General features: G+C 68.3%; 24 protein-coding genes. 12 read left to right on the top strand and 12 right to left on the bottom strand.

Translation table 11 applies throughout. From position 1 onward, the window contains the following. Nucleotides 1-29: 29 nt before the first annotated feature. From AC3AP7_RS07760 to AC3AP7_RS07740, 5 genes are all read right to left on the bottom strand, one after another. Nucleotides 30-1,952: a PrkA family serine protein kinase gene (locus tag AC3AP7_RS07760; RefSeq protein WP_475764253.1), complete on the bottom strand. Its 1,923-nt coding sequence runs from the start codon at nt 1,950-1,952 to the stop codon at nt 30-32. Between the two features lie 598 nt (nt 1,953-2,550). Then, nucleotides 2,551-3,312 carry a 2-keto-4-pentenoate hydratase gene (locus AC3AP7_RS07755; RefSeq protein WP_475764255.1) on the bottom strand — a complete coding sequence of 254 codons (762 nt, stop codon included), beginning with the start codon at nt 3,310-3,312 and terminating at the stop codon, nt 2,551-2,553. Nucleotides 3,313-3,598: 286 nt separating this feature from the next. Then, nucleotides 3,599-5,416, bottom strand: coding sequence for a methyl-accepting chemotaxis protein (locus tag AC3AP7_RS07750; RefSeq protein WP_475764257.1), 1,818 nt, complete (start codon nt 5,414-5,416; stop codon nt 3,599-3,601). Between the two features lie 318 nt (nt 5,417-5,734). After that, entirely contained in the window at nt 5,735-6,811 is a 1,077-nt protein-coding gene (locus AC3AP7_RS07745) for a LacI family DNA-binding transcriptional regulator (protein ID WP_475764259.1), read from the bottom strand. Between the two features lie 735 nt (nt 6,812-7,546). Then, a complete protein-coding gene (locus tag AC3AP7_RS07740) occupies nt 7,547-7,987 on the bottom strand; it encodes a hypothetical protein (protein ID WP_475764261.1) in 441 nt (146 codons plus the stop codon). Nucleotides 7,988-8,299: 312 nt separating this feature from the next. Here AC3AP7_RS07740 and cydX point away from each other — a divergent pair, with 312 nt between their 5' ends. After that, nucleotides 8,300-8,458 carry a cytochrome bd-I oxidase subunit CydX gene (gene cydX, locus AC3AP7_RS07735; protein ID WP_475764262.1) on the top strand — a complete coding sequence of 53 codons (159 nt, stop codon included), beginning with the start codon at nt 8,300-8,302 and terminating at the stop codon, nt 8,456-8,458. Beyond that, nucleotides 8,455-9,057, top strand: a complete 603-nt coding sequence (locus tag AC3AP7_RS07730; protein ID WP_475764263.1) for a P-loop nucleotide/nucleoside kinase family protein — start codon at nt 8,455-8,457, stop codon at nt 9,055-9,057. The genes cydX and AC3AP7_RS07730 overlap by 4 nt, the downstream gene beginning before the upstream one ends. A gap of 7 nt (nt 9,058-9,064) precedes the next feature. Here the strand turns inward: AC3AP7_RS07730 and AC3AP7_RS07725 are convergent, their stop codons facing one another. Next, entirely contained in the window at nt 9,065-10,162 is a 1,098-nt protein-coding gene (locus AC3AP7_RS07725; protein ID WP_475764264.1) for a saccharopine dehydrogenase family protein, read from the bottom strand. Between the two features lie 258 nt (nt 10,163-10,420). Continuing rightward, nucleotides 10,421-10,885, bottom strand: coding sequence for an Lrp/AsnC family transcriptional regulator (locus tag AC3AP7_RS07720; protein WP_475764265.1), 465 nt, complete (start codon nt 10,883-10,885; stop codon nt 10,421-10,423). A gap of 265 nt (nt 10,886-11,150) precedes the next feature. Between AC3AP7_RS07720 and AC3AP7_RS07715 the strand changes: the two genes are divergently transcribed. Together AC3AP7_RS07715 and AC3AP7_RS07710 are read left to right on the top strand one after the other, a co-directional pair. After that, nucleotides 11,151-11,609, top strand: a complete 459-nt coding sequence (locus tag AC3AP7_RS07715; protein ID WP_475764266.1) for a Spy/CpxP family protein refolding chaperone — start codon at nt 11,151-11,153, stop codon at nt 11,607-11,609. Between the two features lie 328 nt (nt 11,610-11,937). Beyond that, a complete protein-coding gene (locus AC3AP7_RS07710; protein ID WP_475764267.1) occupies nt 11,938-12,372 on the top strand; it encodes a PGDYG domain-containing protein in 435 nt (144 codons plus the stop codon). A gap of 14 nt (nt 12,373-12,386) precedes the next feature. On the opposite strand, the gene AC3AP7_RS07705 is transcribed toward AC3AP7_RS07710, so the two are convergent. From AC3AP7_RS07705 to AC3AP7_RS07695, 3 genes are all read right to left on the bottom strand, one after another. Then, nucleotides 12,387-12,752, bottom strand: a complete 366-nt coding sequence (locus AC3AP7_RS07705; RefSeq protein WP_475764268.1) for a DUF3022 domain-containing protein — start codon at nt 12,750-12,752, stop codon at nt 12,387-12,389. A gap of 157 nt (nt 12,753-12,909) precedes the next feature. Continuing rightward, nucleotides 12,910-13,794 carry a YhfC family intramembrane metalloprotease gene (locus tag AC3AP7_RS07700; RefSeq protein WP_475764269.1) on the bottom strand — a complete coding sequence of 295 codons (885 nt, stop codon included), beginning with the start codon at nt 13,792-13,794 and terminating at the stop codon, nt 12,910-12,912. 230 nt (nt 13,795-14,024) lie between these two features. Then, nucleotides 14,025-14,909, bottom strand: a complete 885-nt coding sequence (locus tag AC3AP7_RS07695; protein WP_475764270.1) for a LysR family transcriptional regulator — start codon at nt 14,907-14,909, stop codon at nt 14,025-14,027. Nucleotides 14,910-15,038: 129 nt separating this feature from the next. On the opposite strand from AC3AP7_RS07695, the gene AC3AP7_RS07690 reads away from it, so the two are divergent. The 5 genes from AC3AP7_RS07690 (at nt 15,039) to AC3AP7_RS07670 (ending at nt 19,966) form a co-directional block, all read left to right on the top strand. Next, on the top strand, nt 15,039-16,112 hold the full coding sequence (locus tag AC3AP7_RS07690) for a YeiH family protein (protein WP_475764271.1): 1,074 nt from the start codon (nt 15,039-15,041) through the stop codon (nt 16,110-16,112). A 407-nt stretch (nt 16,113-16,519) separates the two neighbouring features. Next, a complete protein-coding gene (locus AC3AP7_RS07685) occupies nt 16,520-17,257 on the top strand; it encodes a glutathione S-transferase (RefSeq protein WP_475764272.1) in 738 nt (245 codons plus the stop codon). A gap of 105 nt (nt 17,258-17,362) precedes the next feature. Then, nucleotides 17,363-19,096 (top strand): ClcB-like voltage-gated chloride channel protein, encoded by a 1,734-nt coding sequence (locus tag AC3AP7_RS07680; RefSeq protein WP_475768037.1) that lies wholly within the window; start codon nt 17,363-17,365, stop codon nt 19,094-19,096. Between the two features lie 308 nt (nt 19,097-19,404). Further along, nucleotides 19,405-19,653 (top strand): hypothetical protein, encoded by a 249-nt coding sequence (locus AC3AP7_RS07675; protein WP_475764273.1) that lies wholly within the window; start codon nt 19,405-19,407, stop codon nt 19,651-19,653. 82 nt (nt 19,654-19,735) lie between these two features. Then, nucleotides 19,736-19,966, top strand: coding sequence for a DUF2795 domain-containing protein (locus tag AC3AP7_RS07670; RefSeq protein WP_475764274.1), 231 nt, complete (start codon nt 19,736-19,738; stop codon nt 19,964-19,966). Nucleotides 19,967-20,109: 143 nt separating this feature from the next. Here the strand turns inward: AC3AP7_RS07670 and AC3AP7_RS07665 are convergent, their stop codons facing one another. Further along, a complete protein-coding gene (locus AC3AP7_RS07665; protein ID WP_475764275.1) occupies nt 20,110-21,129 on the bottom strand; it encodes a LysR family transcriptional regulator in 1,020 nt (339 codons plus the stop codon). A gap of 301 nt (nt 21,130-21,430) precedes the next feature. Here AC3AP7_RS07665 and AC3AP7_RS07660 point away from each other — a divergent pair, with 301 nt between their 5' ends. Next, nucleotides 21,431-21,607: a hypothetical protein gene (locus tag AC3AP7_RS07660; protein WP_475764276.1), complete on the top strand. Its 177-nt coding sequence runs from the start codon at nt 21,431-21,433 to the stop codon at nt 21,605-21,607. Between the two features lie 49 nt (nt 21,608-21,656). Here the strand turns inward: AC3AP7_RS07660 and AC3AP7_RS07655 are convergent, their stop codons facing one another. Further along, a complete protein-coding gene (locus AC3AP7_RS07655; protein WP_475764277.1) occupies nt 21,657-22,280 on the bottom strand; it encodes a TetR/AcrR family transcriptional regulator in 624 nt (207 codons plus the stop codon). Nucleotides 22,281-22,508: 228 nt separating this feature from the next. Here AC3AP7_RS07655 and AC3AP7_RS07650 point away from each other — a divergent pair, with 228 nt between their 5' ends. After that, complete coding sequence (locus AC3AP7_RS07650; RefSeq protein ID WP_475768039.1) at nt 22,509-23,630, top strand: efflux RND transporter periplasmic adaptor subunit; 1,122 nt, start codon at nt 22,509-22,511, stop codon at nt 23,628-23,630. Continuing rightward, nucleotides 23,627-26,749, top strand: coding sequence for an efflux RND transporter permease subunit (locus AC3AP7_RS07645; protein ID WP_475764278.1), 3,123 nt, complete (start codon nt 23,627-23,629; stop codon nt 26,747-26,749). Before AC3AP7_RS07650 ends, AC3AP7_RS07645 begins: the two co-directional genes overlap by 4 nt. The last annotated feature ends 2 nt before the right edge of the window (nt 26,750-26,751 follow it).

The following is a 26,751-nucleotide window of genomic DNA, read 5'->3' as shown; positions in this document are numbered from 1 at the left end:
TCCCCCGCGCGGGCAGCGCGCTGCGCAGGTCATGACGACTTGCGCACGCGCAGGTACCAGTCGCACAGCAGCCGCACCTGCTTCGGCGTGTAGCCCTTGGCGACCATCCGGTTGACGAAGTCTTCGTGCTTGCGCTGTTCCTCCGCCGACCCCTTTGCATTGAACGAGATGACCGGCAACAGTTCCTCCGTGTTCGAGAACATCTTCTTTTCGATCACGACGCGCAGCTTCTCGTAGCTGATCCACGCGGGATTCTTGCCGCCGTTGGCCGCGCGCGCGCGCAACACGAAATTGACGATCTCGTTGCGGAAGTCCTTCGGGTTGCTGATGCCCGCCGGCTTCTCGATCTTCTCCAGTTCCGCATTCAGCGCCGCGCGGTCGAAGCTCTCGCCGGTGTCGTGGTCGCGGAACTCCTGATCCTGGATCCAGAAGTCCGCATACGTGACGTAGCGGTCGAAGATGTTCTGCCCGTACTCGGAGTACGACTCCAGATACGCGGTCTGAATCTCCTTGCCGATGAATTCGGCATAGCGCGACGCGAGCACGTCCTTGATGAAGGACAGGTACTTCTGCTCCGTTTCCGGCGGGAACTGCTCGCGCTCGATCTGCTGTTCGAGCACGTACATCAGATGCACCGGATTGGCCGCGACCTCCGACGTATCGAAGTTGAACACGCGCGACAGGATCTTGAACGCGAAGCGGGTCGACACGCCGGTCATCCCTTCGTCGACCCCGGCAAAGTCGCGATACTCCTGGTAGGACTTCGCTTTCGGGTCGGTGTCCTTCAGGTTCTCGCCGTCGTACACCTGCATCTTCGAGAACAGGCTCGAATTCTCCGGCTCCTGCAGCCGCGTGAGCACCGAGAACTGCGCCATCATCTTCAGCGTGCCGGGCGCGCAGACCGCATTCGCCAGCGACGAGTTGCGGATCAGCTTCTCGTAGATCCTGACCTCTTCCGAGTAGCGCAGGCAGTACGGCACCTTCACGACGAAGATCCGGTCGAGCAGCGCCTCGTTGTTGCGGTTGTTGCGGAACGCCTTCCATTCCGACTCGTTCGAGTGCGCGAGGATCACACCGTCGAACGGAATCGCGCCGAACCCCTCGGTGCCCTTGAAGTTGCCTTCCTGCGTCGCGGTGAGCAGCGGGTGCAGCACCTTGATCGGCGCCTTGAACATTTCGACGAATTCGAGCAGCCCCTGGTTCGCGAGGCACAGGCCGCCCGAGTAGCTGTAGGCGTCGGCGTCGTCCTGCGCGTACTGTTCGAGCTTGCGGATATCGACCTTGCCGACCAGCGACGAGATGTCCTGGTTGTTCTCGTCCCCCGGCTCGGTCTTCGCGATGCCGATCTGCCGCAGGATCGACGGGTAGCGGCGCACCACGCGGAACTTGCGGATATCGCCGTTGTACTCGTGCAGGCGCTTGACCGCCCACGGGCTCAGGATGCTCTTCAGATAGCGGCGCGGAATGCCGTATTGCTCTTCGAGAATCGGGCCGTCTTCGTCGTAGTCGAACAGCCCGAGCGGCGACTCGTTGACCGGCGAACCCTTGATCGCGTAGAACGGCACGCGCTCCATCAACTGCTTCAGACGCTCCGCGATCGACGACTTGCCGCCGCCCACCGGGCCGAGCAGATACAGGATCTGTTTCTTTTCTTCGAGCCCCTGGGCCGAATGCCGGAAATACGCCACCACCTGCTCGATCACGTCTTCCATGCCGTAGAACTCGCGGAAGGCGGGGTATACCTTGATGACCTTGTTCGCGAAGATACGCGACAGGCGCGGATCGTTGCGAGTGTCGATCTGCTCAGGTTCGCCGATGGCTGCCAGCATGCGTTCGCCAGCTGTTGCATATGCAGCGGGATTGTCCTTGCAGAGCGCGAGATACTCCTCGAGCGAGAGCTCTTCCTCCCGGGTTTTCTCGAAGCGGGTCGCGAAGCTGCTGTAGATATCCATGCTACCTCCTCGCCAAAGTCTAGACCGATGTCGTGCGCGGCGCGCTAATCGGAAACGACATCGCTCGAAATCATCCTAAACCCTTTTAAATTTTTTTTCACGGCCTACTTCGTGAATTTGCAGTCGTCGTGTGCGTCGTGCGCATCGGCCTTGGAAACACCGGTTCGCTCACCTACAATCTTGCGCCGATTGCCGCTGCTCTCACGCATTCCCCATCCTCCCGTTACTGTCGCCCTCGCCGGTCGCGACCCGCGCCTGCCGGGCCGCGCGCACCGCCGGGACGCACCCGTTGCCGCACGCGTGCATCGTGCTGCGCGCACGACGCGATCACCGCGTTTTCTCTCCTCAACGCACGCGAGGGCCTTGCCGTGCACAAGGGTTATCGAGTGTTACATGTCGATCCTCTCTGTGACGGATGCCCGCGTCAATGGTTCGCTGGCGCGCGCGCGGCGCGCGCTGCCCTGACCGGCTTAACGGCAGGCGCGGCAGCACGCGTATCGGTGTATACGGGTAAGGAAAATCCGTGGATGCGGCATTGACGACGCATCGGCGCACCGACTCAGCCAGGCGTGCCCGGATGTGCCCGGATGCGGGCGGATCAGCGCAGTTCGAGCTCGACTTCGCCGAGGCCGTCGAAGTGGCCGTGCACGAGGCCCGGACGCTCGAGGCGATGGCCGCCGACGTACGAGCCGGTGGTGATGGTCCACTCGGGCTCGATCGTGATACCCATCGCGGCGCAATGGTTGACGAACCACACCAGCAGTTCACGCGGATCGCCCGCCGGGTTGCCGGGCGACTCGGGCACGAGCGACACGCCGTCAAAAGACAGTTCGAGCTGCGGCGCGACGAAATCGAAACTGCGCGCGAACCCGGCATAGGGCACCGGGTGGCCGGTCACCAGCGCGCCGTTGTTCTGCGCGTCGGCGAGCTGCGCAAGCGGCGCGACGTTGGGCCATTCGGCATAGCGGCTGTCGACGATTTCAAGTGTCGGCAACACCCAGCCGAGTTGCGCGAGCACTTCGTCACGTGCATAGACCTCGCGGCGCGGCGCGATGGGCTCCGCAAAACGGAACCCCAGTTCCAGTTCGAGCACGACGCGAAAAAAGCCCGCATAGTCGACCCGTGCGGGCGAAGCGAACACCAGCGCGCGCGGCACCGGCGCGCCCGCCACCGCGCCGCCGGGCGCCGCCGCACCGATCTTCCACGCGCCGGCGGTCTCGCCGAGGCCGGCGAGCACGGCTTGCTGGATCGCATACGCCGAGGCCGCGTCGGGTGGCACGTCGTCCGGCGGCGCGGCGTCGATCAGGCGATGATGCCGGCGCGCCTGAACGAGGCGCTGTGCGAGGTCGTGAGGCGTCATGTCGATCCTTTGTGGCTGGCACGGCAACGGTTCCCAACGGCGGGCAGCCGGCACGCTGCGCCGGTTCGCCGGGCAGCCGGTAGCTTGACCGGCGCTCGCGCCCGTCAATGTACCGGATCGCGAGCCAGACCAGGAGGTCAAACGCACGAAACGCGCAAAAGTCTGCGTTTCTCCCTGTAACAGCACATTTCACCGAAAGAGGGAGGCGCGGCGGCAGAGCCGCCCGACCTGGCCATGCGGGCGCGAACGCGGCCAGGACGCCGCGCCGGCCGCGCGCGGACCGCGTTCAGAAGGTTTCCCAGTCCTTGTCGCTGCCGGCTGCAACGACGGCAGCCACGGCGGGCGCCCTGGGCGCGGCGGACGCCGGGGCAAGGGCCGCCGCCCCGGCTGCCGGCGCGGCCGTGCCCGTGCCCGTGCTTGCACCTGCACCTGCGGCGGGCGCCGGGCGTGCCGCGCGCGCCGGCGCGGCGGGTCGGCGGGCGGCGGGCTTCGCCGCGACCCGCGGCGCCGGCGCGGAGGCCGTCGCCGACACAAACGCCGGCTGTGCGGCGAGACCGCCCGCGTCGCCGACCTGGAACACCGCGACCGCCGAGCGCAGCCGGCCGGCCTGGTCCTCGAGCGACTGCGCCGCGGCGGCCGCTTCCTCGACGAGCGCCGCGTTCTGCTGGGTCACCTCGTCCATTTGCGTGACCGCGCGCGCGACCTGGTCGATGCCGCCGCTCTGCTCCTCGGAGGCCGCCGCAATCTCGCCCATGATGTCCGTCACGCGCTGGACCGCGCCGATGATCTCGGTCATCGTGCGGCCCGCTTCGTCGACCAGCGACGAGCCCGACTGCACCCGCGCGACCGACGTGTCGATCAGCTCCTTGATTTCCTTGGCCGCCGCCGACGACCGCTGCGCGAGGCTGCGCACCTCGCCGGCGACCACCGCGAAGCCACGGCCTTCCTCGCCCGCGCGGGCCGCCTCGACAGCCGCGTTCAGCGCAAGGATATTGGTCTGGAACGCGATGCCCTCGATGATCGTAATGATGTCCGCGATCTTCGCCGAGCTCTGGTTGATCTCCCCCATCGTGCCGACGACTTCGCCCACCACGCGATTGCCGCGATTGGCGATCTCCGACGCGTTGGCGGCAAGCGCGCTCGCCTGGCGCGCGTTGTCGGCGTTCTGCCTCACGGTGCCGGTGAGCTGGTCCATGCTCGACGCGGTTTCCTGCAGCGCCGAGGCCTGCTCCTCGGTCCGCGACGACAGGTCGAGGTTGCCGGCGGCAATCTGGCGCGTGGCCGTGGCGATCGACTCGCTGCTGCCGCGCACCGCGCGCACCGTGTCCGCGAGGCTGCGCTGCATCTTCGCGACGCCGTCGAGCAGCTGCCCCATTTCGTCGCGCGAGCGGACCTCGACCGGACGGCGCAGATCGCCCGCGGCGATCGCGTCGAAATGTTCGAGCGCGTCGGCAAGCGGCCGGCCGATCGCGCGGCTGAGCGTCAGGTAAGAAAAGAGCGCAGCCGCCAGCCCCAGCGCCACCGCGCCGATGCTGACGAGACGAAACGTCATGAATCCGGTCTGCGCGTCGTTGTAGCCGTCCTGCGCCTGCTTGAACTGATATTTCGACAATGTGTCGTCCGCCGCGGACAACGCGCTGTAGTGCACCTGCAACTGTTGCGCCGCAGGCGCGATCTTCGACTGGTCGGGGCCGTTAATCGCCTGCCCGAACGCGTCGAGCGCCTGCTGCAGCGCGGTGCGCTGCGCGGCGACCGCCTGCGCGAGGCGGTCTTCCTCGGGGCCGCGCGGCAACGCCAGGTATTTCTTCCACCACATGTCCGAGCGATCGCGCAGCATGTGTGCGCGCGCAACGATGTCCGCCACCTGTGGCGTGCCGTACATGAAGCCAGCCCGGTCGAGCGCGAGGCGCTCGCGCGCGGCATAGATCTCGGCGTTCGCGATCGCGACCGCGCTCGGCATGTCGTTCGTGTAGGTCTCGTCGTAGGCGGCGTTCGTGTGACTCATCCCGGTCAGTCCGAGGACGCCGATGATCAGCAACAGCGCCGCAAGAAAGGCCATGACGACGCCGATGCGCGCCCTGATGGTGATGCCCTTGTTCAACATGCTGTTTCCTCTGACATTTCGGTTAAACGCCGCGCAGGGTGCGCGCCGTGGGAAAGGCGCCTTCTGATGGGCGCTCTGACCGGCGTTAACGGCATGCGGCGAGCATGCCTTTACGTTTTTTGTCACGTCGCAGAGGTGCGCAGTGCACGTCACACGACGATTACACGAGGCTCACAGAGAGGAACACAGAGAGGCTCACAGCGAGGAACAGGCAGAGGGTGCGAGGCGGCGCGGCGCGAGCGGTCCGCGAGCACGCCGCAAGACGCTCGCATGGATGTCGGGCCCGCCCGTCCGACATGCCTGGGCAGCGTCGCCCGTCTAGGCCGCGGCGGCGACGCGCGCCGCGCCGGACCACGGCGCGGTGGATTCGCGCAGGATCAGGCGCGGGGCCATCACGCGCCGGCGCATCTGCGCGCTGCCGGCGCCGCCTGTGCCGCCTGCGCCGCCGATACCGCCGGTGCTGGCCGGGTTGCCCGTGATGCGCTCGATCAGCGTCTGCGCGGCCATCTCGCCGAGCGCGCGCACCGACTGGCCGACCGTCGACAGCGCCGGATAGGTGAAGCGGCCAAGCTCGATGTCGTCGAAACCGATGATCGAGCAGTCGCGCGGAACCCGGATGCCGCGTTCGGCCGCCGCGCGCAGCGCCCCGATGCCCATCATGTCGTTGCCGGCAAACAGCGCCGACGGCGCAAGCGTGTCGAACAGCTGGCTCGCGGCCCGATAGCCGCCGGTTCCGGAGAAATCGCTTTCGACGATCGCGCCCGGTGCGATGTCGATGCCGCGCTCGGCCATCGCGCGAATGAAGCCGTGCACGCGCATCGCGCTGACCGCCGTCGACACCGGCCCGGTAATGCAGCCGATCCTCACGTGGCCGAGTTCGAGCAGATGACAGGTGGCAAGATACGCGCCCTTCTCGTGGTCGATCTGCACCAGATCCGCGGCAAGCCCCTCGATGTTGCGGTCCACGACCACGAGCGGTTCGCGCGCGTCCGCGAGCGCCTGCGCGAGCACCGCGTCGTCGCCGGCCGATGCGACGATGAGGCCGTCGATGCGCTTTTCCTGAAGCACCCGCAGGTAATTGCGCTGCTTCGCGGGATCGTCGTCGGAATTGCAGAAGAACACGCAGTAGCCGTTGCGCGCGCAACCGTCCTCGATGCCCCGCGCCAGCTCCGCGAAATACGGATTGGTGCTGTTCGGCACCACCAGACCGATCGTCGCCGTCGCCCGCGCTTTCAGCGAGCGCGCGACCGCGGACGGCACGTAGTGCAGCTGACGGATCGCATGCTCGACTTTCGCGCGCACATCGGCCGACACCGGACGCGAGTTGTTCACGACGTGAGACACCGTCGTGAACGACACGCCTGCCACTGCCGCCACATCCTTGATGGTCGCCATAACCTGTTGCTCTCCTGCCTGTTTTCCGCACCCGCCGGCACAGCCCGTACTGGAGCGAACGTCCGCACCGGTGCCGGCCGCGCCGGATTTGCGTTGCCGCGTCTTTGCGCTGGCGCGTCTGCGCGCCAGCCGGCCCGGATGGCCCAGGGCCCGCAACGGGCGGTCCGTATGCCACACCACGCCGCACCACGCCGCACCACGTCACGCCACGTCACGTCACACCAGACCGCACCCGCCGCCGCCCGGCAGGCGGCCGCCCGTCGCGACATGAAGCGCACGAGGAGTGCACCAGAAGCGCACGACGCGGCGCAGCCCCGCGCAAGACAGCCGGCCGGCGCCCGCGCTCCCCAGCCCGACGCACGCGCCGTACCCGACGCTGCCCGGCGTTCGCGAGCATACCGCTTGTACGTGCAATAACGGCGCGAACGATACTTTCTTGAGTGCGGGGCGCCGCCAATGCTTCGGCGTGCGTGGCGGCGGCGCGCCGGCTGCTGCCGCCATGTTGGCGCACATTGCAAGATTTACGCACGCCGAGCCATCTATCGTCGCCCGATATTGCGCGTGACGCAAGCATGACGTGGAATGATGACGGCGCCGCGACGGCCTCCCCAAACGCAACGCGCGCCTCGCGCCTCGCAGGCGGGATCCGTTGCCCGGCGACGGCGCGTCGCGCAGCATGCCACGCGCATAGCAACCGATAGAACAACGCAGATCAAACGCGCGTTTGACCGTCGTTTAGCGGGCGACGCGCTCCAGCATGATGCGATGGGCGGCGTTGAAAGTAATCTGCGCGCGGTTCGTATAGCGGGGATCGGCGGTCACGAGAAAGCCCAGTTCGACGATCGGGTCGAACTGCGTCGATACGGCGATCCGGTGCAGGCCCGGGCTCAGGTAGAACACGACATGCTCGCCGTTCTGCAGGTCGGTGACCTGCACGCCGTCGATATACACCAGCGCATCGCGGAACCGCACGACGAGGTCGCGCGTGCGCGCGCGCCGCACATCCACCGCGACGCGGCCGGGCCCCGGCTCCGTATAGCCGCGCCGGACGATCCGGTCGGCCGGCACCGGCTTGAACGGCACCGGTTCGGGCGGCGTCGCCGCGCAGGCGCCCAGACACAGCGCCACGGCAAGCGTCATGGCGCGGCGCGCGCGCTGAAGCGGAAGAATCGGCATGATGAGGTCTCCGTCTGTCGTTGCCGCGGTATGCCCGAGTGTGCGTCCCGGTGTGCGTCTGGCTGTATGTCCTGGCGCGCGCTTCGTCGCGCGGCCGCGCGGCCCCTTCGCCCGCGGTCACGCGATGCGCCGCGCCAACCCAGCATACAACGCGACACCCCGCGCGTTGAAGCATCGTCTGTCCGCTCTCGTGCAGACGCGCGTGCGGTGTCGCCCGGATGCCCGCCTCTTGCGCGGCGCACGCGGTCTGCGTCATGATCGGGTCAGACCAGTGCGCGGACCCGCGCAGGCCATTCGCGCAAGGAGACGGCCATGTGGTATTTCAGCTGGATTCTCGGTATCGGAGTGGCGCTCGGCTTCGGCATCATCAACGTGATGTGGCTCGAAGCGAACGACACCTTCGTGCGCGACCCGGCCCCCGGCGCGCCGGACACCGGCGACACGCCGCCCCCGGCAGACACCCGTCCGTGAGCTGGCTCGTATTCGTCTGCGGCCACGCCGGCACCGGCAAGACGACGCTCGCGCGGCGCCTGCTCGGCCCGCTGATGCGCGCGAGCGGCGCGCCGTTCTGCCTGCTCGACAAGGACACGGTGTACGGCGGCTACAGCGCCGCCGCCATCGGCATGCTGACCGGCGATCCGAACGATCGCGACAGTCCGCTCTTCCTCGGCCACCTGCGCGACCCCGAATATCGCGGCCTCATCGATACCGCACGCGAAAATCTCGCGCTCGGCGTCAGTGCGCTGCTGGTCGGCCCGTTCTCGCGCGAGGTGCGCGAGCGGCGCCTCGTCGACCGCGCGTGGCTGGGCGTCGGCGAGGACGTGCAGATTCGCGTGCTGTGGGTCACGACGCCGGAGGATACCGCGCGCGAGCGGATCATCGCGCGCGGCGATCCGAACGACGCATACAAGCTCGCGCACTGGGACGCCTACCGGCAGCGCCGCTTCGTCCCCGATGCCGACGCATGCCGCGATCTGCTGATCGTCGACCCGGGTGCGCCCGGCGCACCCACGCCCGACGCGCTCGCGGCGCGCATCGTCGGCGCGCCGCCGCCGTCGCTGCCCGCGTAGCGCGGCCTTACACGGTCGCCAGCGCGTCGAGCGCGTGTCCTTCGTACAGGCGGCCGAAGCGGTTCGCGAGGAATGCCTGCAGGTTCACCGCCTCCTGACGGATGAAACCGCGCTGCGGCAGCCGGCGCGCGCGGAACAGGTCGAGCACCGCACACATCGCGCCGGCCGTGGTGATCTCGATCGCGCTCATCGGTACGCCACATACCGTGCGCGCGAAGATCTTGCGGGTGAACACCTCCTGCACCAGCTGGCCGCCGCGCAGCCCGGTCACCGTGATGAACACGAGCACGACGTCCTGCTCGGTGGACGGCACCGAGCGGCGCATGATCGACTTCAGCGTGTCGCGGTCGCTCGCGAGGCGCAGGTCTTCGAGCAGGAACTGCATGTGGTCGCGGTGTCCCGGATAGCGCACCGACTTGTAGTCGAGCGATTCGACGCGTCCCGCGAGCGTCTCGCACAGCGTACCGAGGCCGCCGGACGTGTTGAATGCTTCGTACTCCACACCATCCAGCGAGAAATGCTCGAGCCCTTCGAGCGGCTGCACCCATTGCGTGCGGCCATCGCGGATCGCTTCGCACGGCTGGCAATACTCGTTGATCAGGCCGTCGACGCTCCACGTCAGGTTGTATTTCAGCGCATTGGTCGGAAACTGCGGCAGCGCGCCGACGCGCATCTTGACCTCGCGGATTTCACTGAAGCGCTGCGCGAGCGCGTGCGCCGCAATGCCGATGAAGCCGGGCGCCAGACCGCACTGCGGCATGAACGCGTGATCGGCGTCGTCGGCGATCGCGCGGATCGCCTGGGTCGCGCGCACGTCCTCGGTCAGATCGAAATAGTGGACGCCCGCGCCGCGCGCCGCCGTCGCAACGTTGACCGCGAGGTAGTACGGCAGCGCGTTGACGAGCGCGTCGAAGCCGGAGAGCGCCGCACGCAGCGCGGCGGCATCGGCCGAATCGACACGCCGCGTCGCGATGCCTTCGGCCGCGAGCCGTGCAAGCGCGGTTTCGTCGCGATCGAGCGCAGTGACCTCGTAGTCGCCGGTCTCGCGCAGCATCCGGGCAATCGTATGGCCGATCAGGCCTGCGCCGGCAATGGCAACTTTCATGGGTTTCTCCTTGTTCTGTGCGTGCTGCGAGCAGCCTGGACGAAGCGCGGCAGCAAGGCCGCGCACGGCGGGGCACGGCCCCTGAGTCACAGTGTAGGGAGAAGCAAAAACAGTTGATACACACAAAGTGCTGCGCTTCGACCAGTATTTTCGACGTTATGACGGCCCGATACGACAAATCGTCTGAAACGCGGACGCGAACAGACAGGCGCGGCGGCGCGATGCGCCGTGCCCGGGTCCTGGGTGAGCGTGATGCGTTTATCCGCGCCCGGTGCCGCGATCGATCTTGCGCGCGAGAATGATCGACGTCGTGGTGCGCTCGACCCCTTCGAGCGCGCCGATCTGGTCGAGCAGGTCGTTGAGCCGCTCCGGCGAGTCGGCGCGCAGCCACGCGACGTAATCGAACTCGCCGCTCACCGCGCATAGCTGCTGCACTTCGGGCATCCGGCCCAGCCGCTTCTGCACGGCAGGCCCGTATTTCGGCGCGATGATGATGCCGACGTAGGCTTCGATGCTCGCATCGAGCACGTCCTGGCCAAGCCGGACGCCATAGCCTGCGATCACATGGCTGCGTTCGAGCCGCGCAATCCGCGCGATCACCGTGGTGCGCGCGACGCCGAGCTGGCGCGCGAGTTCGGCCACGCTCGCGCGGGCGTCCTCCTGCAGGAGCGCGACGAGGCCGCGGTCGAGTTCGTCGAGCTGGTCGAGGCGCGGCGGTCTCATCGGCCCCTCCGCACCGCGCCTGCGGATTGCGCGCCCAGCGCGCCCGGCGTCTTGCAGCAGCGGGTCATCGGCTCTTTCGTTAAAGTTTCGGTTGTAAGCGTTTGTCGCATCGTAGCCGCATTGTAGGGATATCGTGATACTAATATCGGTCGTGGCAGAGCGGGCCGGTCGACGGGCCGTCCAGCGACATGGCCCGCGCTTCGTCCGCGTTGTGTCCGCGTCGTGTCCGCGCGGTGTCCGAATACGAACAACATCAGGAGTTTCGATGAAAAAAGCATGCGTAATCCTCGCCTCCGCACTCGCAATGTCCGGCGCGTTCGCCCAGAGCGCCGCGCCGGCATCGGCCCCCGCCGCCATGGCTGCGCCGGCCGGCAAGATGAATCGCAATATCGAAGACCGCATCGCGTACCTGCACGCGCAACTGAAGATCACGCCGGCTGAAGAGACGCAGTGGACCGCGTTCGCCGACGTCATGCGCAGCAACGCCGAAACGATGGGCCAACTGTACCGGCAGCGCAGCGAAATGACCAACGAGTCGGCGCTCGACAACATGAAGCAGTACGAGCAGATCGCCCAGGCGCACGCGGACGGGATGCAGAAACTGGTCGCGGCGTTCGAGCCGCTCTACACCAGCATGTCGCCCGAGCAGAAGAAGCTGGCCGACACGACCTTCCGCCATGCGCCGCACGCACGCGGCAAGAAGCATTCGAAGCCGGCGCAGTAAGCGCGCGCGGCAGCGCCTGCGGCGCTGCATGCGGACGCTTGCCGTCGCTTGCCGTCGCTTGCCGTCGCTTGCCGTCGCTTGCCGTCGCTTGCCGTCGCTTGCCGTCGCTTGCCGTCGCTTGCAGACGCTTGCCGCAGACATCCGGACGCTTGCCCGGGTTCGCCCGATTTCTGCTGACTTCGCCTGGCTCTGCGTGCCTGCCGGGCACGACGCCTGCCCTTGACGGCAGGCGTCGTCGCTTATGCTTTTGGCATCATGCGGGCTGGGCGGCGCCCCGCGCACTGCCCGCATTGCTGTTGTCCGTCCGCCCTCACCTGCACGCTGCACCATGATCACACTGGAAAACCTGGACCTGCGCACCGACCCGGCCGCGCAGCGCGTCATCAAGGACGAAACCGTCCATGTCGAATTTGCCGCGCAAGCCGGCGAACTGATGAGCCTCGAAGGCCCGAACCGCTATGCAAGCGGCGACGCGCTGATCACCGGTTCGACCGGAGACCGCTGGGTCGTGTCGCGCGCGCGCTTCGACGTGAAATACCTCCCCGCCGATGCGGCGCACCCACACGGCGCGCCCGGGCCCTATCGCAACCGCCCGGCCGTCGTGCTCGCGCGGCAGATGCCCGCACCGTTCGCGCTGGCACGCTCCGCCGGCGGCGACGTGCTGCACGGCGCGGCGGGCGACTGGGTCATGCAGTACGCGCCGGGCGATTACGGCGTCGTGCAGGCGGCCCGCTTCGCACGCGTCTACCGGCTCGTCGAATAGACGCCGCGCGCCGCTCACGCAAACGTATCGTCCAGTTCGACGCTCACCTCGCGCGCAATAGCTTCGCCGTTCGCATACTGCTCCTCGAGCGAACCGAGCGTCGCTTCGACATACGCGCGCAGCACCGCGAAGCTGCGTGCGCGCTGGCGGGCCGGCAGCGCGCGGTAGCGCGCACGGACTGCGGGCGGCATCGTCACGTTCAGCGCGATGCGCCGCGCGGTCGGACCGAAGCGCATCGCCACCCAGTGCACGGTGAGCAGCGTCGCGCCGTCGTCGCCGGCGCGCTCGGCAAATTGCGTCTGTTCGGGGAACAGGTCACTGATGACCCGCGCCAGTTCCTCGACGTCGGGACTGGCGCAATCGTATTGGTAGGCGTCCATGAGAGCGAATCGAAAGTTGCGGAAAGCGGACTGCGGCATGCTGTGCCGTGAGCCGTGAGCCGTGTGCCGTGTGCCGTGTGCCGTGTGCCGTGTGCCGTGAACCGTGAACCGTGAGCAGTGTTGCACTGAGTGCTGCACGCTGCACGCTGCACGGCACTCATTGTGGCGTCCGGTGCGGCGCGCCGGGCTCGCGCGCGGCGCGCGCAAACAGACGCACGAGCACGCTGGCCACCGCGACGGCGATGAGCGCGTACAGGCCGTCGGCCACCGCGAGCGGCAGCACGTGCGCCTGAAAAAGCGCAGCGGGCACGTCGACGAGCGCGTGCGCGGCGATCGCAAGCGGCAGAATGCCGCGCCAGCCCGCACGCACGCCGCGCCATACGAGCACCGAGAAGCCGATCTGGAACACCAGCGCCACTACGCGTTCGAGCACGAAGATGCCGGCGGTCTGCGGCGAGAGGCTCGCGAGTATCACGTGCAGACGCATCACGGACGCGGGCGACGCGCTCGCCATGTCGGTGCCGAGCGTGCCGCGGTTCTCGATCACGCCAAACACGATCCACTGAAGCTGCACCAGCACGCCGACGAGCCACGCCTCCGTGCCGCCGTGGCCGATCCCGTACGCGAGCGCCGGCGCATCGGCCGGTGCGGGTGCGCGCGCCGACGTCGGCGTCGGCGCCGGTGCGAGTGCGGGTACTGGTGCGGGTACGGCCGCGCTGGTTTGCAGGCGGCGCCAGATCAGGCGCATCGCGACGTAGCGCCCGGTCTCCTCGCAGACGCCGGCCGCGAGTGTGCCATAGACGACGAAGACGAGCGGATTCGACAGCCAGGACGCGGTGATCGGATTCTGATGCAGCACGTAGCCGTTCAGCGCGCGCTCGATCACCATCGCGCACAACGCGAACACCGCGATCCCGGCGATCGCGTCGCGCGGATTCAGCGCGAACGGCACGCGCAGGCGCCGGTACAGCGCGATGGGCAGCAGCGCGACGAACAGCGTCGCGACGGACAGGCAAGTCAGCGTCAGCGCGGAAACAGCCATGAAGGTCCTTGGGTCCCTGGAGTAGCCGGCGCACATCCGTTGCACGCCGCAACCCTGAATGATCGCAGATCGGCGCACTGCCGCGCCGCTTGTGTGCTGCTTGTGTGCTGCTTATGTGCTGCTTGTGTGCTGCTTGTGTGCCGCTTATGTGCCGCTTGTGCGCCGCTTGTGCGCCGCTTGTGTGCCTCGGCAACGCTGCGTGACGCGCGCCCACGCGCGGCGCCCGCCCGTCACACGCCCGACTCCTGCGTGAGCGCGAGAAAGCGCTGCACGACGCGCGACTGCGCGCTCGCATGCGGCACCAGGATCGAAAAGCGCCGCGTAAGCGGCGCCGGGCTCAGCGAGAAGGTTCGCAGCACACCGCCTTCGTGACGCATCGACATCGCGGACACGAAGCCGATCCCCATGCCCGCGCGCACCGCTTCCTTGACCGCCTCGACGCCGGCGATCTCGATCGCGACGCGCATCGGCACGCCCGCGTGCGCGAACGCGCGCTCGACGATCTGCCGCACGCCGGAGCCCGCTTCGCGCAGCACCAGCGCGTGCGCGCCGAGCGCCTCGAGCGCGACCGGACTGCCCGCCTGCGCGAGCGGGTGGGTGCGCGGCATGATCGCGACGATCTCGTCGTCGTGCCACGGCAGCACCGCGGTGTCGTGCGGCAGATCGGCGCCCACCGGCCCTTCGACCATCGCGATGTCGAGCGAGCCGAGCGCGCCGACGATGTCCGACGTATTGCCGTCCGCGGTATGGATGCTCACTTCCGGATAGCGCCGGTGAAACTCCGCGATCAGGTACGGCAGCAGGTAGCTCGCCGGCGTCGTGCTCGCGCCCGCGCGCAGCGTGCCGCGTTCGAGCCCGCGCAGCGCGTCGCGAAACCCGTGGGCCTGGCGCCACGTGTCGCGCAGCCGCGCCGCATAGCTCGCAAGCTGCTCGCCGGCCGGCGTGAGGCGCACGCCGCGGCCGTCGCGCTGGTAGAGCGGTTCGCCGAACTCGTCCTGCAACTGGCGTAGCTGTCCGGACACCGCCGGCTGCGACAGATGCAACGCAAGCGCCGCACGGCTGATATTGCGGTGCTCGGCGACGGCGGCGAAAGTTATCAGCTGATCGGGGGTCATGGCACGTCAAGTATCGATATAGCCGATATTTTACGTCACAAATGACGATTTTTCATATCGATATAACCCCACTACGATGACGTCATCGAATCCGCTCCCGATCCTTCCTGCTATTCCGACACACACGCCATGACCACCGCCCCTCTCCCCACTGCCGCCGGCCATGCCGACTCCGCCACGCGCGGACAGCTGAACGGCATCCTGTTCGTCGCGCTGTTCGCCGCCGCCGTCACGCGGATCGCCGCGCTGCCGGCCGTCGCCGGCCTCGGCCTGAGCCCGCTGATCGTCGGCATCGTCGGCGGCGCGCTGTACGGCAACGCGCTGCGCGCCGGCATGCCGGCCAGCTGGGCGGCCGGCGTGAACTTCTCGGCGCGCAAGCTGCTGCGCATCGCGGTCGCGTTCTTCGGGCTGCGCGTGAGCCTGCAGGAAATCGCCCAGGTCGGCCTGCCCGGCCTCGCGGAATCGGTGCTGGTGGTACTCAGCACGCTCGCAATCGGCACCTGGGCCGGCATGAAGCTGATGAAGCTCGATCGCGACACCGCGCTGCTCACCGCCGCCGGCAGCGCGATTTGCGGCGCGGCCGCGGTGCTCGCGTTCGAATCGACGCTGCAGTCGAAGCCGCACAAGAGCGCGATGGCGGTCGGCAGCGTCGTGCTGTTCGGCACGCTGTCGATGTTCCTGTATCCGGTGTTGTACCGCGCCGGCTGGCTGCACCTCGACACGATCGGCGCGGGCCTCTTTTTCGGCGGCACGATCCACGAGGTCGCCCAGGTCGTCGGCGCGGCGAGCAACGTGAGCGCGGAAGCCACCCATATCGCGACGATCGTCAAGATGACCCGCGTGATGCTGCTCGTGCCGGTGCTGCTCGCGCTCGGCCTGTGGCTGAACCGCACGCCGCGAGGCGGCGCGTCCCGCGCGCAGCATGCGCCGCGCCGCCTCGCGATTCCCTGGTTCGCGCTCGGCTTTCTCGGCTGCGTCGTCGTGAACTCGCTGCACGTGCTGCCGCAACCGGCTACGCAGACCGTCAACCTGATCGACACCTTCGCGCTGACGATGGCCATGACCGCGCTCGGCATCGAGACGCGCCTGTCGCAGATCCGCGAGGCCGGTCCCCGGGCCCTGACGACGGGGCTGATCGTCTACGTATGGCTGATCGTCGGCGGACTGGGCATCACATGGCTGGTCCAGCGCCTGTTTGCCTGATGCACGGGCGCGCGCGCGCCCTCGTTGCGAACCCCGCCGCGTGCGGGGTTTTGCGCTTGTTTTCGCGCCCGGGCACGGAGCGCCGGACGCAGAAGGACCATGGCGACCGCAACGGCCGCACACGCACCGCGCACCCACCACACACCCACCGCACACCCACGACGCCGCCCGCCCACGCACCGCGTTGCCGCCCGCGAGCGAGGACAGCGCGCGGCCCGCGCGTGCATACTCGCGGCGTGGGCCTGCGTCACGCACGAGGCCGGCCCCGCCCCCGAAGGCACGCGCGACGTGCGTCCCGCCTTCATCCTGCTTTCATTCCGTGCGTCCCTGCGCGGGCCGCGCTTTCATCCGCATGCGTGCCGGCAGGCGAGCCCCGCCGGCATCGCGGCAACCGGGAGGATCGACCGATGAGCTATCAACTCTATTACTGGGACGGCCTGCAGGGTCGCGGCGAATTCGTGCGGCTCGCGCTGGAGGAGGCGCGCGCCGATTACGTCGACGTCGCACGCGGCGCGCCCGGAGACGATCCCGGCACCGACGCGATGATGGCGCTGCTCGGCCCCGACGGCGGCCCCTTCGCGCCGTTCGCGCCGCCTTTCCTGCGCGACGGCGGGCAGCTCGTCTCGCAGACCGCGAACATCCTGCTCTACCTCGGCCCGAAGCTCGGCCTCGCGCCGGACGGCGAAGCCCTGCGCTACTTCGCGAACGGCTTGCAGCTGACGATCGCCGATATCGTCGCCGAGGTGCACGACACCCATCATCCGATCGCAAGCGACCTCTACTACGAGCAGCAGAAGGATGCGGCGAAGCTGCGCGCGCATGCGTTCATCGATCACCGCATCCCGAAGTTCATGCGCTACTTCGAGCGCGTGCTCGAACGCAATCCGGCCGGCGACGGCCAGATGGCCGGCGCGCGGCTCACTTACGTGGACCTGTCGATGTTCCAGCTGATCGACGGCCTGCACTACGCGTTTCCGCGCGCGATGAAGCGCTTCGGCGAGCACTACCCGCGTCTCGCGGCACTGCACGACGCGGTCGCCGCGCGTCCGAACATCGCCGCATATCTCGCGTCGCCGCGGCGCCTGCCGTACAACGAGAGCGGCATCTTCCGGCACTATCCGGAACTCGACAAGGCCGCACGGTGAGCGTCGTGCTGTCAATGCGTACCCGCCGCCGCTGTCCGGCAGCCCGGCCGCGATGCTATGCTGGCGCGCGGTTTGTCCCTCTATGAATACCCGAGCATGGCCGACCTGCTTTCTTTCCTGCTGAAACTGCGAACCCGCGCGAGCGCGCTGTTCCGCCTCTCCGACGCCCACACGATGCTGATCTGGTCGGTGGTGGTCGGGCTCGCCGGCGCGTTCGCGACGATCGCCTTTCGCGAGGCGATCTCGCTGCTGCAACTGGCGATGGTCGGCCACTCGGGCAGCTTCGTCAGCATGGCGCGACAGTTGCCGTGGACCGTGCGCTTCTGGCTGCCCGCGGCCGGCGGACTCGTCGCCGGCGGGCTGCTGCTGGTCGCGCGGCGTCATGCGGACCGCAACGGCCATACGGACTACATGGAGGCCGTTGCGATCGGCGACGGCGTCGTGCCGGTGCGCCTGAGCTTCTGGCGCAGCGTGTCGTCGCTTTTCACGATCACGACCGGCGGCTCGATCGGCCGCGAAGGTCCGATGGTGCAGCTCGCCGCGCTCGCCGCCTCGCTGATCGGACGCATCGTGCACTTCGATCCGCCGCGGCTGCGCCTGCTGGTCGCGTGCGGCGCCGCGGCCGGCATCACGTCGGCGTACAGCGCGCCGATCGCCGGCGCCTTCTTCGTCACCGAGATCGTGCTCGGCTCGATCGCGATGGAGAACTTCGGACCGGTCGTCGTCTCCGCGGTGGTCGCCAACATCACGATGCGCGAATTCACGAACTACAAGCCGCCGTACGAAATGCCGGCGTTTCCGCCGGTGGCAGGCCCCGAAGTGCTGCTGTTCGTCGCGCTCGGACTGCTGTGCGGCACGCTCGCGCCGCAGTTCCTGCGCCTGCTCGGCTGGTCGAAGAAGACGTTTCGCCGCCTGCCGTGGCCGCTGCCGCTGCGGCTCGCGGCGGGCGGGCTGATCACCGGCATCCTGTCGGTGTGGACGCCCGAGGTCTGGGGCAACGGCTATAGCGTCGTCAACTCGATCCTGCATTCGCCGTGGACCTGGCAGGCGCTCGTGCTGGTGCTCGTCTTCAAGGTGATCGCGACCGCCGCGACATCCGGCTCCGGCGCGGTCGGCGGGATTTTCACGCCGACCCTGTTCGTCGGCGCGACGGTGGGCTCGCTGTTCGGGCTCGGCATGCATGCGCTGTGGCCGCACGCGACCTCGGCGGCGTATGCCTACACGATGGTCGGCATGGGCGCCTTCCTCGCCGGCGCGACCCAGGCGCCGCTGATGGCGATCCTGATGATCTTCGAGATGACGCTGTCGTACCAGGTCGTGCTGCCGCTGATGCTCTCGTGCGTGGTCGCCTATTTCGCGGCGCGCGCGATCGGCACGACGTCGATGTACGAGATCACGCTGCACCGCAACCGCGAAGAGCAGGAACGCAGCCGTCTGCGCGCCACGCAGATGCGCGAACTGGTCCGCCCCGCCGAAACGGTCGTGCACCCCAATGCGAGCGTGCAGGACATGACGCGCGTGTTCCTCGAATATCCGGTGAAATACCTGTACGTCGCCGACGACGACGGACGCTTCATGGGCGGCGTCGCGCTGAAGGACATCACGTCGGACCTGCTCGACAAGCGCGACGTGTCGACGCGCACCGCCGCCGACTACCTGCAGACGCAATTCGACGTGCTGACGCCGGACATGCCGCTCGGCGTCGCGCTGCAGCATTTCATGGCTTTCCAGGGCGAGCGGCTGCCGGTCGTCGAAAGCGCCGAGCAGCCTCGGCTTGCCGGCGTCGTCTACAAGAGCTCGCTGCTCGACGCCTATTTCCGGATGAACCCGAGCCGCTAGGCCGGCGCGCGGCTGCGGGCGCACGCGCGTCTCCCCGCGTCCCCCCGCTTCCCTCCTGCTTCCCTCCTGCCTCACCCTCCGCCGTTGCCCGCATGGCAGCACGGTCGATAGCCGCCGGTCGCGGCCTTGTGCCGCAGCGCAGCGACGCGTGCACGAACAGGCAGAACTTGCGCGGCCAAACGTCTAAGATGAAGACATGCGGTCCGCCATGCGCGGCCGCCACCGGCACCATGCCGGTCCCGCGGTCAGGAACCGGGCATGAAGCCTGCTGCGGCGAATTGGCTGCATCGGTCAAGGAGGGTCGGGCAATGAAAATCTCGACACTGATGGTCATGGTGACCCTGTCGGCGTCATGCTTCGCGACACCGGTTCGCACCGCGCTCGAACCGGGCGCCCGCGTGGTCGCGCCGCGCGTCGGCGCCGCACCGGTTGCGCCCCCGGCACCGGACGTCGGCGCAAGCGGCGACTCGCCGCAGCAATGGGAACACATTGCACTGCCCCGGTCGCATCGTCTCGACCAGGGCTTTCTGGTACCCGACGAGCATCTGCAGACCTGACGCCGCCCGGCTCGCGCAGCGGCTCCGCACGGGCCGGCCCGCCTTACCCGCCTTACGATGGTTTTCGCGAGAGGAGCCTCAGATGGCCAGTCCAGCCCTTCCTGGCGAACCGATCGACCAGCAGATCGCGGATGTCCTGCATGCGCTGGACTACCCGGTCAACAAGGACGCGCTCGTGGACGCCGCCCGCGCGGCCGGCGCGAGCAACGAGGTATTGGGCATGCTCGACGGCCTGCCCGAACAGGATTACGCGGACATCGACGCGATCACGCAGTTGATCGGCAGCAACTTCGGCCCGGGACTCGGCCTCTGACATGCGCCGCGCGCGCGGTCACGGGATTGCGGATACGCGTCGAGTGGCGCGGACCGCCACAGCCGCCGCACGGGCTGCGCCGGGATGGGTCTGCGCCAGCCGTAACCCGCATCAGCCCGCTCTCCCGCTCTCCCGCTATCCCGCTATCCCGCCAGCCGCAAAGCATGCGAATCGCGTGAATCGCGCGGCTCGCGCGCAGCCGCGTGCGCGTCGCCATGCCGGGCCGTGCCGGCGGAGCCGCCGCCCTCCGCGCGCAGGTCGCGCGCCGACGGCGGGTTGAAGTACTCGACGAGGTGATCGATGAAGGTGCGCACCTTCGCCGGCAGATGGTGGCGGCTCGGATACGCGACCGTCACCTCGACCTCCGGCAGGCGGTAATCGCCGAGCACCTGCACGAGCCGGCCACGGTCGAGATCCCGGCCGACCAGATAGCCCGGCAGCACGGCAATACCCATGCCGAGCAGCGCGAACTGCCGCAGCATTTCGGTATTGTTCGCGAGCACCGCGTGCACGGGGCGCACGCGCACCGCCTCGCCGTCGTGAATGCGCGTGAATACGTACTCGTCGCCGCCGCTGCCCGCCGGCAGCGATAGCGCGGGGTGCCCCAGCAGGTCCTCGGGCCGCTGCGGCGCGCCGCGCCGCGCCAGATAGTCGGGCGTCGCGCAGACCGTCAGGTGGCCGCTTGTCAGCCGCCGCGTGACGATGCTCGCGCCGCGCATCTGCCGCGTGATCAGCACCCCCACGTCGAACCCCTCGTCGACCAGATCGACATGCCGGTCGACCAGCGTCAGGTGCGGAACCACCTGCGGGTAGCGCTCGGTGTACGACTTCAGCACGGGCGCGAGGCTGTGCAGCCCGAACACCACCGGCGCCGCGATGCGCAGCGTGCCGACCGGTTCGTGATTGCGCGCGACCACCATCTGCTCGACGCCTTCGAGGTCGTCGAGAATCGGCCGCACCCGTTCGAGATAGACCCGCCCCGACTCGGTCAGCGACTGGCTGCGGGTGGTCCGGTTCAGCAGCCGCGTGCCGAGGCGCTGTTCGAGGTCGGCGACGTGACGGGTCACGACCGCCGTCGACACGCCCATCGCGCCGGCCGTCCGGGCGAAGCTGCCGAGCTCCGCGACCTTGACGAACATGCGCATCGACTGGAGATGGTTCATCGGATACTCCTGCAGCCGGGGAATCCGGACGCGGCACGCCGCCCGCGCGCCGCCTGCCCGCTCCCGGCTGATGCAGGCGATTCTATCGACCCGCGATGGCCCGCTCCTGACCCGTAGATGGCAGCGCAGTCAGGTTGGCGGAAAGCGGCCACCGGGGATGGACGACCGGTGTCTCGCTTATACTCGGTATAAATATCTAGGTACAAACCCTAGGATGCGGTATCATCTCGATATCAGCAAGGGTACCGCCATGTCACAGCGCTTTTACGTGTTTGAAAGAATCGCCTTTTCGTTCGTCGTCATGTCCGCCATGCTCTGCAGCGTCTATATCGCGTACGAAACCGACCCGGACGTCCAGCAGGTCCTGCAGGCCGGCAAGACCGCGCTGCGCTGGAGCGGCGAATATTCGTTCGGCGAGTATTCGTTCGTCTGCGCGTCGCCGGTCACCCAGGGCTGCGCGGACTACCCGGTCAACTGATTCCCCTTTGCGCGCCTGAGCGGCAAGCCGGCCTCGCCGGCGCGCCGCGTCACGGTTCGACGTCGCGCCCGAATACCACGCGGGCGAAAAAGCCCCCCAGCACCGCCTCGGCCGTCTGCGCCGACACCCTCTGCGGATCGACCGTGTAGAAAAACTGCACGCCGTCGCACAATCCCATCAGCCCCATTGCGAGCGTTTCCGCCGGCAGCGGCAGCGGCGTGCCGGCCTGCGCCGAGAACGCGCGGATATACGCGCTCAGCTGCTCCAGCTTCTCGAGCAGAAACGCATTGAAGCGCACCCGGAAGCGGCCGTCGCGCGCGGCCAGCAGCTTCGCCTCCATCCACAGCAGGAAGCACTGGTTGTTGCGATGCAGATTGCTGTAATACGCGAGCACGCGCGCTTCCATCTCCTCACGCGTCGCCTTGTCGTCGACGATGTCCTGCAGGCCGGCCTGCATCGTCTCGTGGTCGCGCCGCAGCAACTCCAGGAACAGCTCCGGCTTGCTGCGGAAATTCGAGTAGAACGCCCCGCGCGTGTAGCCCGCGGCCTGCGCGATGTCCTCGACGCTCGTGGCGACGAAGCCCTTCTTCATGAATATCGCTTGCGCCGCGTCGAGCAGACGCTGGCGGGTCTGGTCGCGGCTCTGTTCGCGTGTCAGTCGTTGGCGTTTCATGCCGGACAGTTTAGCACCGCAACGATTTCAGATACGGGGATACACTCAAATACAACCTTGTATTAGAATTCGGATCGCCATCTGGAATGACGGTCCGCGCGCTGCGCCGCTTCCGGGTCGTGTCTCGCCGGCGCGCCGCCGTGGCGCGCCGGGTTCGCTCGCCGTCTCCTGTCTGGAGTAATCGTGAATCGTCCCGGTTATCGCGCATCGCACCCGATATCGCACCCGATGCGTCCGCAGTTCCGCCGGCCCGGCCGGCACGCGGTCCGCGCGCTGGCGTTCGCCGCCCTGCTCGCGCTCGCTGCCTGTCATCGCAATGAAAGCGCCGCGCCCGGCCCCCGTCCGGTGGTCGCCGTCGCGGTGCATCCGGACGGGCACGCGCCGGCAGCCGTGCTGCCGGGCGAAGTCGCCGCGCGCGACACGACGCCGCTGTCGTTTCGCGTAGCGGGCAAGATCCTCGACCGGCGCGTGCGCCTCGGCGACCGCGTGACGCGCGGCGAAGTCGTCGCACGGCTCGATCCGGCCGACGCGCAAAAGAACGCCGCGAGCACGCAGGCGCAGCTCGTCGCGGCCGAGCACAATCTCGCATATGCGAAGCAGCAGCTCGCGCGCGACCAGGCCCAGGCGAGCGCGCATCTGATCGCCGCCGCGCAGCTCGAACAGACCACCAACGCGTACGCGGCCGCACTCGGCCAGCGCGATCAGGCCGCGCAACAGGCGGCACTCGCGCGCGACCAGCTCCGCTACACCGACCTCGTCGCCGACCACGCCGGCGTCATCAGCGACGAACTCGCGCAGACCGGCCAGAACGTGAGCGCCGGCGAGGCCGTGTACAACCTCGCGTGGAGCGGCGCGACGGATGTCGTCGTCGACGTGCCGGAAACGGTGCTTGCGGGCCTCGCGGTCGGCCAGCGCGCGCAGGTCACGCTCACCGCGCTGCCGGCACATCCGTTCGCCGCGCAGGTGCGCGAACTCGCCCCCGTCGCGGATCCGCAAAGCCGCACCTGGCGCGTGAAGCTGACGCTCGTCGAGCCGACGCCGGCGGTGCATCTGGGCATGACCGCGAGCGTCGCGTTCGCGCCCGCCGAAGCCGCGCGCGGCACGACGTTCACGCTGCCCGCCACCGCGCTGTTCCACGACGGCCCGAACCCGGCCGTGTGGGTCGTGAGCGGCCCCGACAACGTGCTGCAACTGCGGCGCGTGCAGGTCGCGCGCTACGATGCCGGCACCGTCACGGTCGCCGGCCTGAAGGACGGCGAGCGCGTCGTGCTGCAGGGCGTGCACACGGTCAGCGCCGGCGAGAAGGTGCATCCGGTCGCGCCGCTCGACCCCGAGGACATCACGTCATGAGCGCGCGCGACGAAGAAGGACGTTTCAACCTGTCCGCGTGGGCGCTGCGCCACCAGGCGCTGGTGGTGTTTCTGATCACGCTCGCGACCGCGTTCGGCATCCTCGCGTACACGCGGCTCGCGCAGTCGGAGGATCCGCCGTTCACGTTTCGCGTGATGGTGATCCAGACCTTCTGGCCCGGCGCCACCGCGCGCCAGGTGCAGGAAGAGGTCACCGACCGCATCAGCCGCAAGCTGCAGGAGGCCCCGTATGTCGATTTCGTGCGCAGCTACTCGCGGCCCGGCGAATCGCTGATCTTCTTCACGATGAAGGACTCGGCGCCGGTGCGCGACGTGCAGCCGACCTGGTACCAGGTGCGCAAGAAGGTCGGCGACATCGCGGGCACGCTGCCGCAGGGCGTGCAGGGCCCGTACTTCAACGACGAGTTCGGCGACGTCTACACGAACATCTACACGCTGTCGGGCGACGGCTACTCGCCCGCGCAACTGCACGACTACGCGGACCGGCTGCGCACCGTGCTGCTGCGCGTGCCCGGCGTCGCGAAGGTCGACTACTTCGGCGACCCGAACCAGCACATCACCATCGAGATGACGAACGCGCAGCTCACGCGCCTGAACATCTCGCCGCAGCAGCTTGCGCAGGCCATCAACGCGCAGAACAGCGTGAGCCCGGCCGGCACGCTCACGACCGCCGACGACCGCGTCTTCGTGCGGCCCACCGGGCAATTCCACAGCGTGAGCGCGCTCGCGAACCTGCTGATCAGCATCAACGGCCGCACGCTGCGGCTCGGCGACATTGCGACGATCCACGCGGGCTACGACGACCCGCCCGCCACGCAGATGCGCTTCGACGGCAAGCCGGTGCTCGGCATCGGCGTCACGATGCAGCCCGGCGGCGACGTGATCGAACTCGGCAAGGCGCTCGCGCAGACGAGCGCGCAACTGCGCGCGTCGCTGCCGGCCGGCCTCGTGCTGACGGAGGTATCGAGCATGCCGCACGCGGTGTCGAAGTCGGTGGACGACTTCCTCGAAGCGGTCGCCGAGGCGGTCGGGATCGTGCTGGTCGTGAGCCTCGTGTCGCTCGGCGTGCGCACCGGCATGGTCGTCGTGATTGCGATTCCGGTCGTGCTCGCGGTCACCGCGCTGTGCATGTACCTGTTCGACATCGGCCTGCACAAGGTTTCGCTCGGCACGCTGGTGCTCGCGCTCGGGCTGCTCGTCGACGACGCGATCATCGCGGTCGAGATGATGGCGGTGAAGCTCGAACAGGGCTGGAACCGCACGCGCGCCGCCGCGTTCGCGTACACCAGCACCGCGTTCCCGATGCTCACCGGCACGCTCGTGACCGTCTCCGGCTTCCTGCCGATCGCGCTCGCGAAGTCGAGCACCGGCGAATACACGCGCTCGATCTTCGAGGTGTCGGCGATCGCGCTGATCGCGTCGTGGCTCGCGGCAGTCGTGCTGATTCCGCTGCTCGGCTATCACATGCTGCCCGAGCGCAAGCGCGCGCAGCACGAACCCGACGACCACGAGCACGATATCTACGACACGCGGTTCTACCGGCGCCTGCGCGGCTGGGTCGGCTGGTGCATCGAACGTCGCTTCGTGGTACTGACGATTACCGGCGTTCTTTTCGTCGTGTCGCTAGCCGGCTTCGCGCTGGTGCCGCAGCAGTTCTTTCCGAGCTCGGACCGCCCCGAGCTGCTGGTCGACGTGAGACTGCCCGAGGGCGCGTCGTTCGACGCGACGCTGCGGCAGGCGAGGCGCCTCGAAAAAGCGCTCGGCGGCCGCCCCGAGATCGATCACTTCGTCGATTTCGTCGGCACCGGCGCGCCGCGCTTCTACCTGCCGCTCGACCAGCAGTTGCAGCAGCCGAACTTCGCGCAGTTCGTGATCACCGCGAAGTCGGTCGAGATGCGCGAGCAGCTGGCGAGCTGGCTCGAACCGGAGCTGCGCGATCACTTCCCTGCGATCCGCACCCGCCTGTCGCGGCTCGAAAACGGGCCGCCGGTCGGCTATCCGGTGCAGTTCCGCGTGAGCGGCGACGACATCGCGACCGTGCGCGCGATCGCCACGCGGGTTGCCGCCACGATGCGCGCGGACCGCCGCACGACGGACGTCCAGTTCGACTGGGACGAGCCGGCCGAACGCTCGGTGCGCTTCGAGATCGACCAGCAGAAGGCGCGCGAACTCGGCGTCACCTCGGAGGACGTGTCGAGCTTCCTCGCGATGACGCTCTCCGGCTACACGGTCACGCAATACCGCGAGCGCGACAAGCTGATCAGCGTCGACCTGCGCGCGCCGCCCAGCGAACGCGTCGATCCGGCCGGGCTCACGTCGCTCGCGATGCCGACGCCGCACGGCCCGGTGCCGCTCGGCGCGCTCGGCCGCCTGCACTACGGCCTCGAATACGGCGTGATCTGGGAACGCGACCGGCAGCCGACGATCACCGTGCAATCGGACGTCGTCGCGGGCGCCCAGGGCATCGACGTCACGCATAGCGTCGACGCGGCGCTCGCGCCGATCCGCGCGACGCTGCCGGTCGGCTATCGCATCGAGGTCGGCGGCTCCGTCGAGGAAAGCGCGAAAGGCCAGAAGTCGATCAATGCGCAAATGCCCGTCATGATCGTCGCGGTGCTCGTGCTGCTGATGATCCAGCTGCAAAGCTTCGCGCGCGTGCTGATGGTCGTGCTGACCGCGCCGCTCGGACTGATCGGGGTGGTCGCGACGCTGCTGCTGTTCGGCAAGCCGTTCGGCTTTGTCGCGATGCTCGGCGTGATCGCGATGTTCGGCATCATCATGCGCAACTCGGTGATCCTCGTCGACCAGATCGAGCAGGATATCGCAGCGGGCCACCGGCGCATCGACGCAATCATTGGCGCAACCGTGCGACGCTTCCGCCCGATCACGCTGACCGCCGCCGCCGCGGTGCTCGCGCTGATTCCGCTGCTGCGCTCGAACTTCTTCGGGCCGATGGCCACCGCGCTGATGGGCGGCATCACGAGCGCAACCGTGCTCACGCTGTTCTATCTGCCCGCGCTCTACGCGGCGTCGTTCCGGGTGAAACGCGACGAACACGATGCGCCCGCCTCGCCCGCCGCACCGCATTCGGGAAACTGATC

This window comes from Paraburkholderia sp. PAMB 6770, from assembly GCF_057748135.1.
The sequence above is the reverse complement of the archived record's forward strand: the minus strand, read 5'-3'. Positions and strand labels throughout refer to the sequence as shown.

Coding starts and splice junctions, on each gene's coding strand:
- AC3AP7_RS07760 (WP_475764253.1), bottom strand. CDS start 1,952: ATGGATATCTACAGCAGCTTCGCGACCCGCTTCGAGAAAACCCGGGAG.
- AC3AP7_RS07755 (WP_475764255.1), bottom strand. CDS start 3,312: ATGACGCCTCACGACCTCGCACAGCGCCTCGTTCAGGCGCGCCGGCAT.
- AC3AP7_RS07750 (WP_475764257.1), bottom strand. CDS start 5,416: ATGTTGAACAAGGGCATCACCATCAGGGCGCGCATCGGCGTCGTCATG.
- AC3AP7_RS07745 (WP_475764259.1), bottom strand. CDS start 6,811: ATGGCGACCATCAAGGATGTGGCGGCAGTGGCAGGCGTGTCGTTCACG.
- AC3AP7_RS07740 (WP_475764261.1), bottom strand. CDS start 7,987: ATGCCGATTCTTCCGCTTCAGCGCGCGCGCCGCGCCATGACGCTTGCC.
- cydX (WP_475764262.1), top strand. CDS start 8,300: ATGTGGTATTTCAGCTGGATTCTCGGTATCGGAGTGGCGCTCGGCTTC.
- AC3AP7_RS07725 (WP_475764264.1), bottom strand. CDS start 10,162: ATGAAAGTTGCCATTGCCGGCGCAGGCCTGATCGGCCATACGATTGCC.
- AC3AP7_RS07720 (WP_475764265.1), bottom strand. CDS start 10,885: ATGAGACCGCCGCGCCTCGACCAGCTCGACGAACTCGACCGCGGCCTC.
- AC3AP7_RS07715 (WP_475764266.1), top strand. CDS start 11,151: ATGAAAAAAGCATGCGTAATCCTCGCCTCCGCACTCGCAATGTCCGGC.
- AC3AP7_RS07710 (WP_475764267.1), top strand. CDS start 11,938: ATGATCACACTGGAAAACCTGGACCTGCGCACCGACCCGGCCGCGCAG.
- AC3AP7_RS07705 (WP_475764268.1), bottom strand. CDS start 12,752: ATGGACGCCTACCAATACGATTGCGCCAGTCCCGACGTCGAGGAACTG.
- AC3AP7_RS07700 (WP_475764269.1), bottom strand. CDS start 13,794: ATGGCTGTTTCCGCGCTGACGCTGACTTGCCTGTCCGTCGCGACGCTG.
- AC3AP7_RS07695 (WP_475764270.1), bottom strand. CDS start 14,909: ATGACCCCCGATCAGCTGATAACTTTCGCCGCCGTCGCCGAGCACCGC.
- AC3AP7_RS07690 (WP_475764271.1), top strand. CDS start 15,039: ATGACCACCGCCCCTCTCCCCACTGCCGCCGGCCATGCCGACTCCGCC.
- AC3AP7_RS07685 (WP_475764272.1), top strand. CDS start 16,520: ATGAGCTATCAACTCTATTACTGGGACGGCCTGCAGGGTCGCGGCGAA.
- AC3AP7_RS07675 (WP_475764273.1), top strand. CDS start 19,405: ATGAAAATCTCGACACTGATGGTCATGGTGACCCTGTCGGCGTCATGC.
- AC3AP7_RS07670 (WP_475764274.1), top strand. CDS start 19,736: ATGGCCAGTCCAGCCCTTCCTGGCGAACCGATCGACCAGCAGATCGCG.
- AC3AP7_RS07665 (WP_475764275.1), bottom strand. CDS start 21,129: ATGAACCATCTCCAGTCGATGCGCATGTTCGTCAAGGTCGCGGAGCTC.
- AC3AP7_RS07660 (WP_475764276.1), top strand. CDS start 21,431: ATGTCCGCCATGCTCTGCAGCGTCTATATCGCGTACGAAACCGACCCG.
- AC3AP7_RS07655 (WP_475764277.1), bottom strand. CDS start 22,280: ATGAAACGCCAACGACTGACACGCGAACAGAGCCGCGACCAGACCCGC.
- AC3AP7_RS07650 (WP_475768039.1), top strand. CDS start 22,509: ATGCGTCCGCAGTTCCGCCGGCCCGGCCGGCACGCGGTCCGCGCGCTG.
- AC3AP7_RS07645 (WP_475764278.1), top strand. CDS start 23,627: ATGAGCGCGCGCGACGAAGAAGGACGTTTCAACCTGTCCGCGTGGGCG.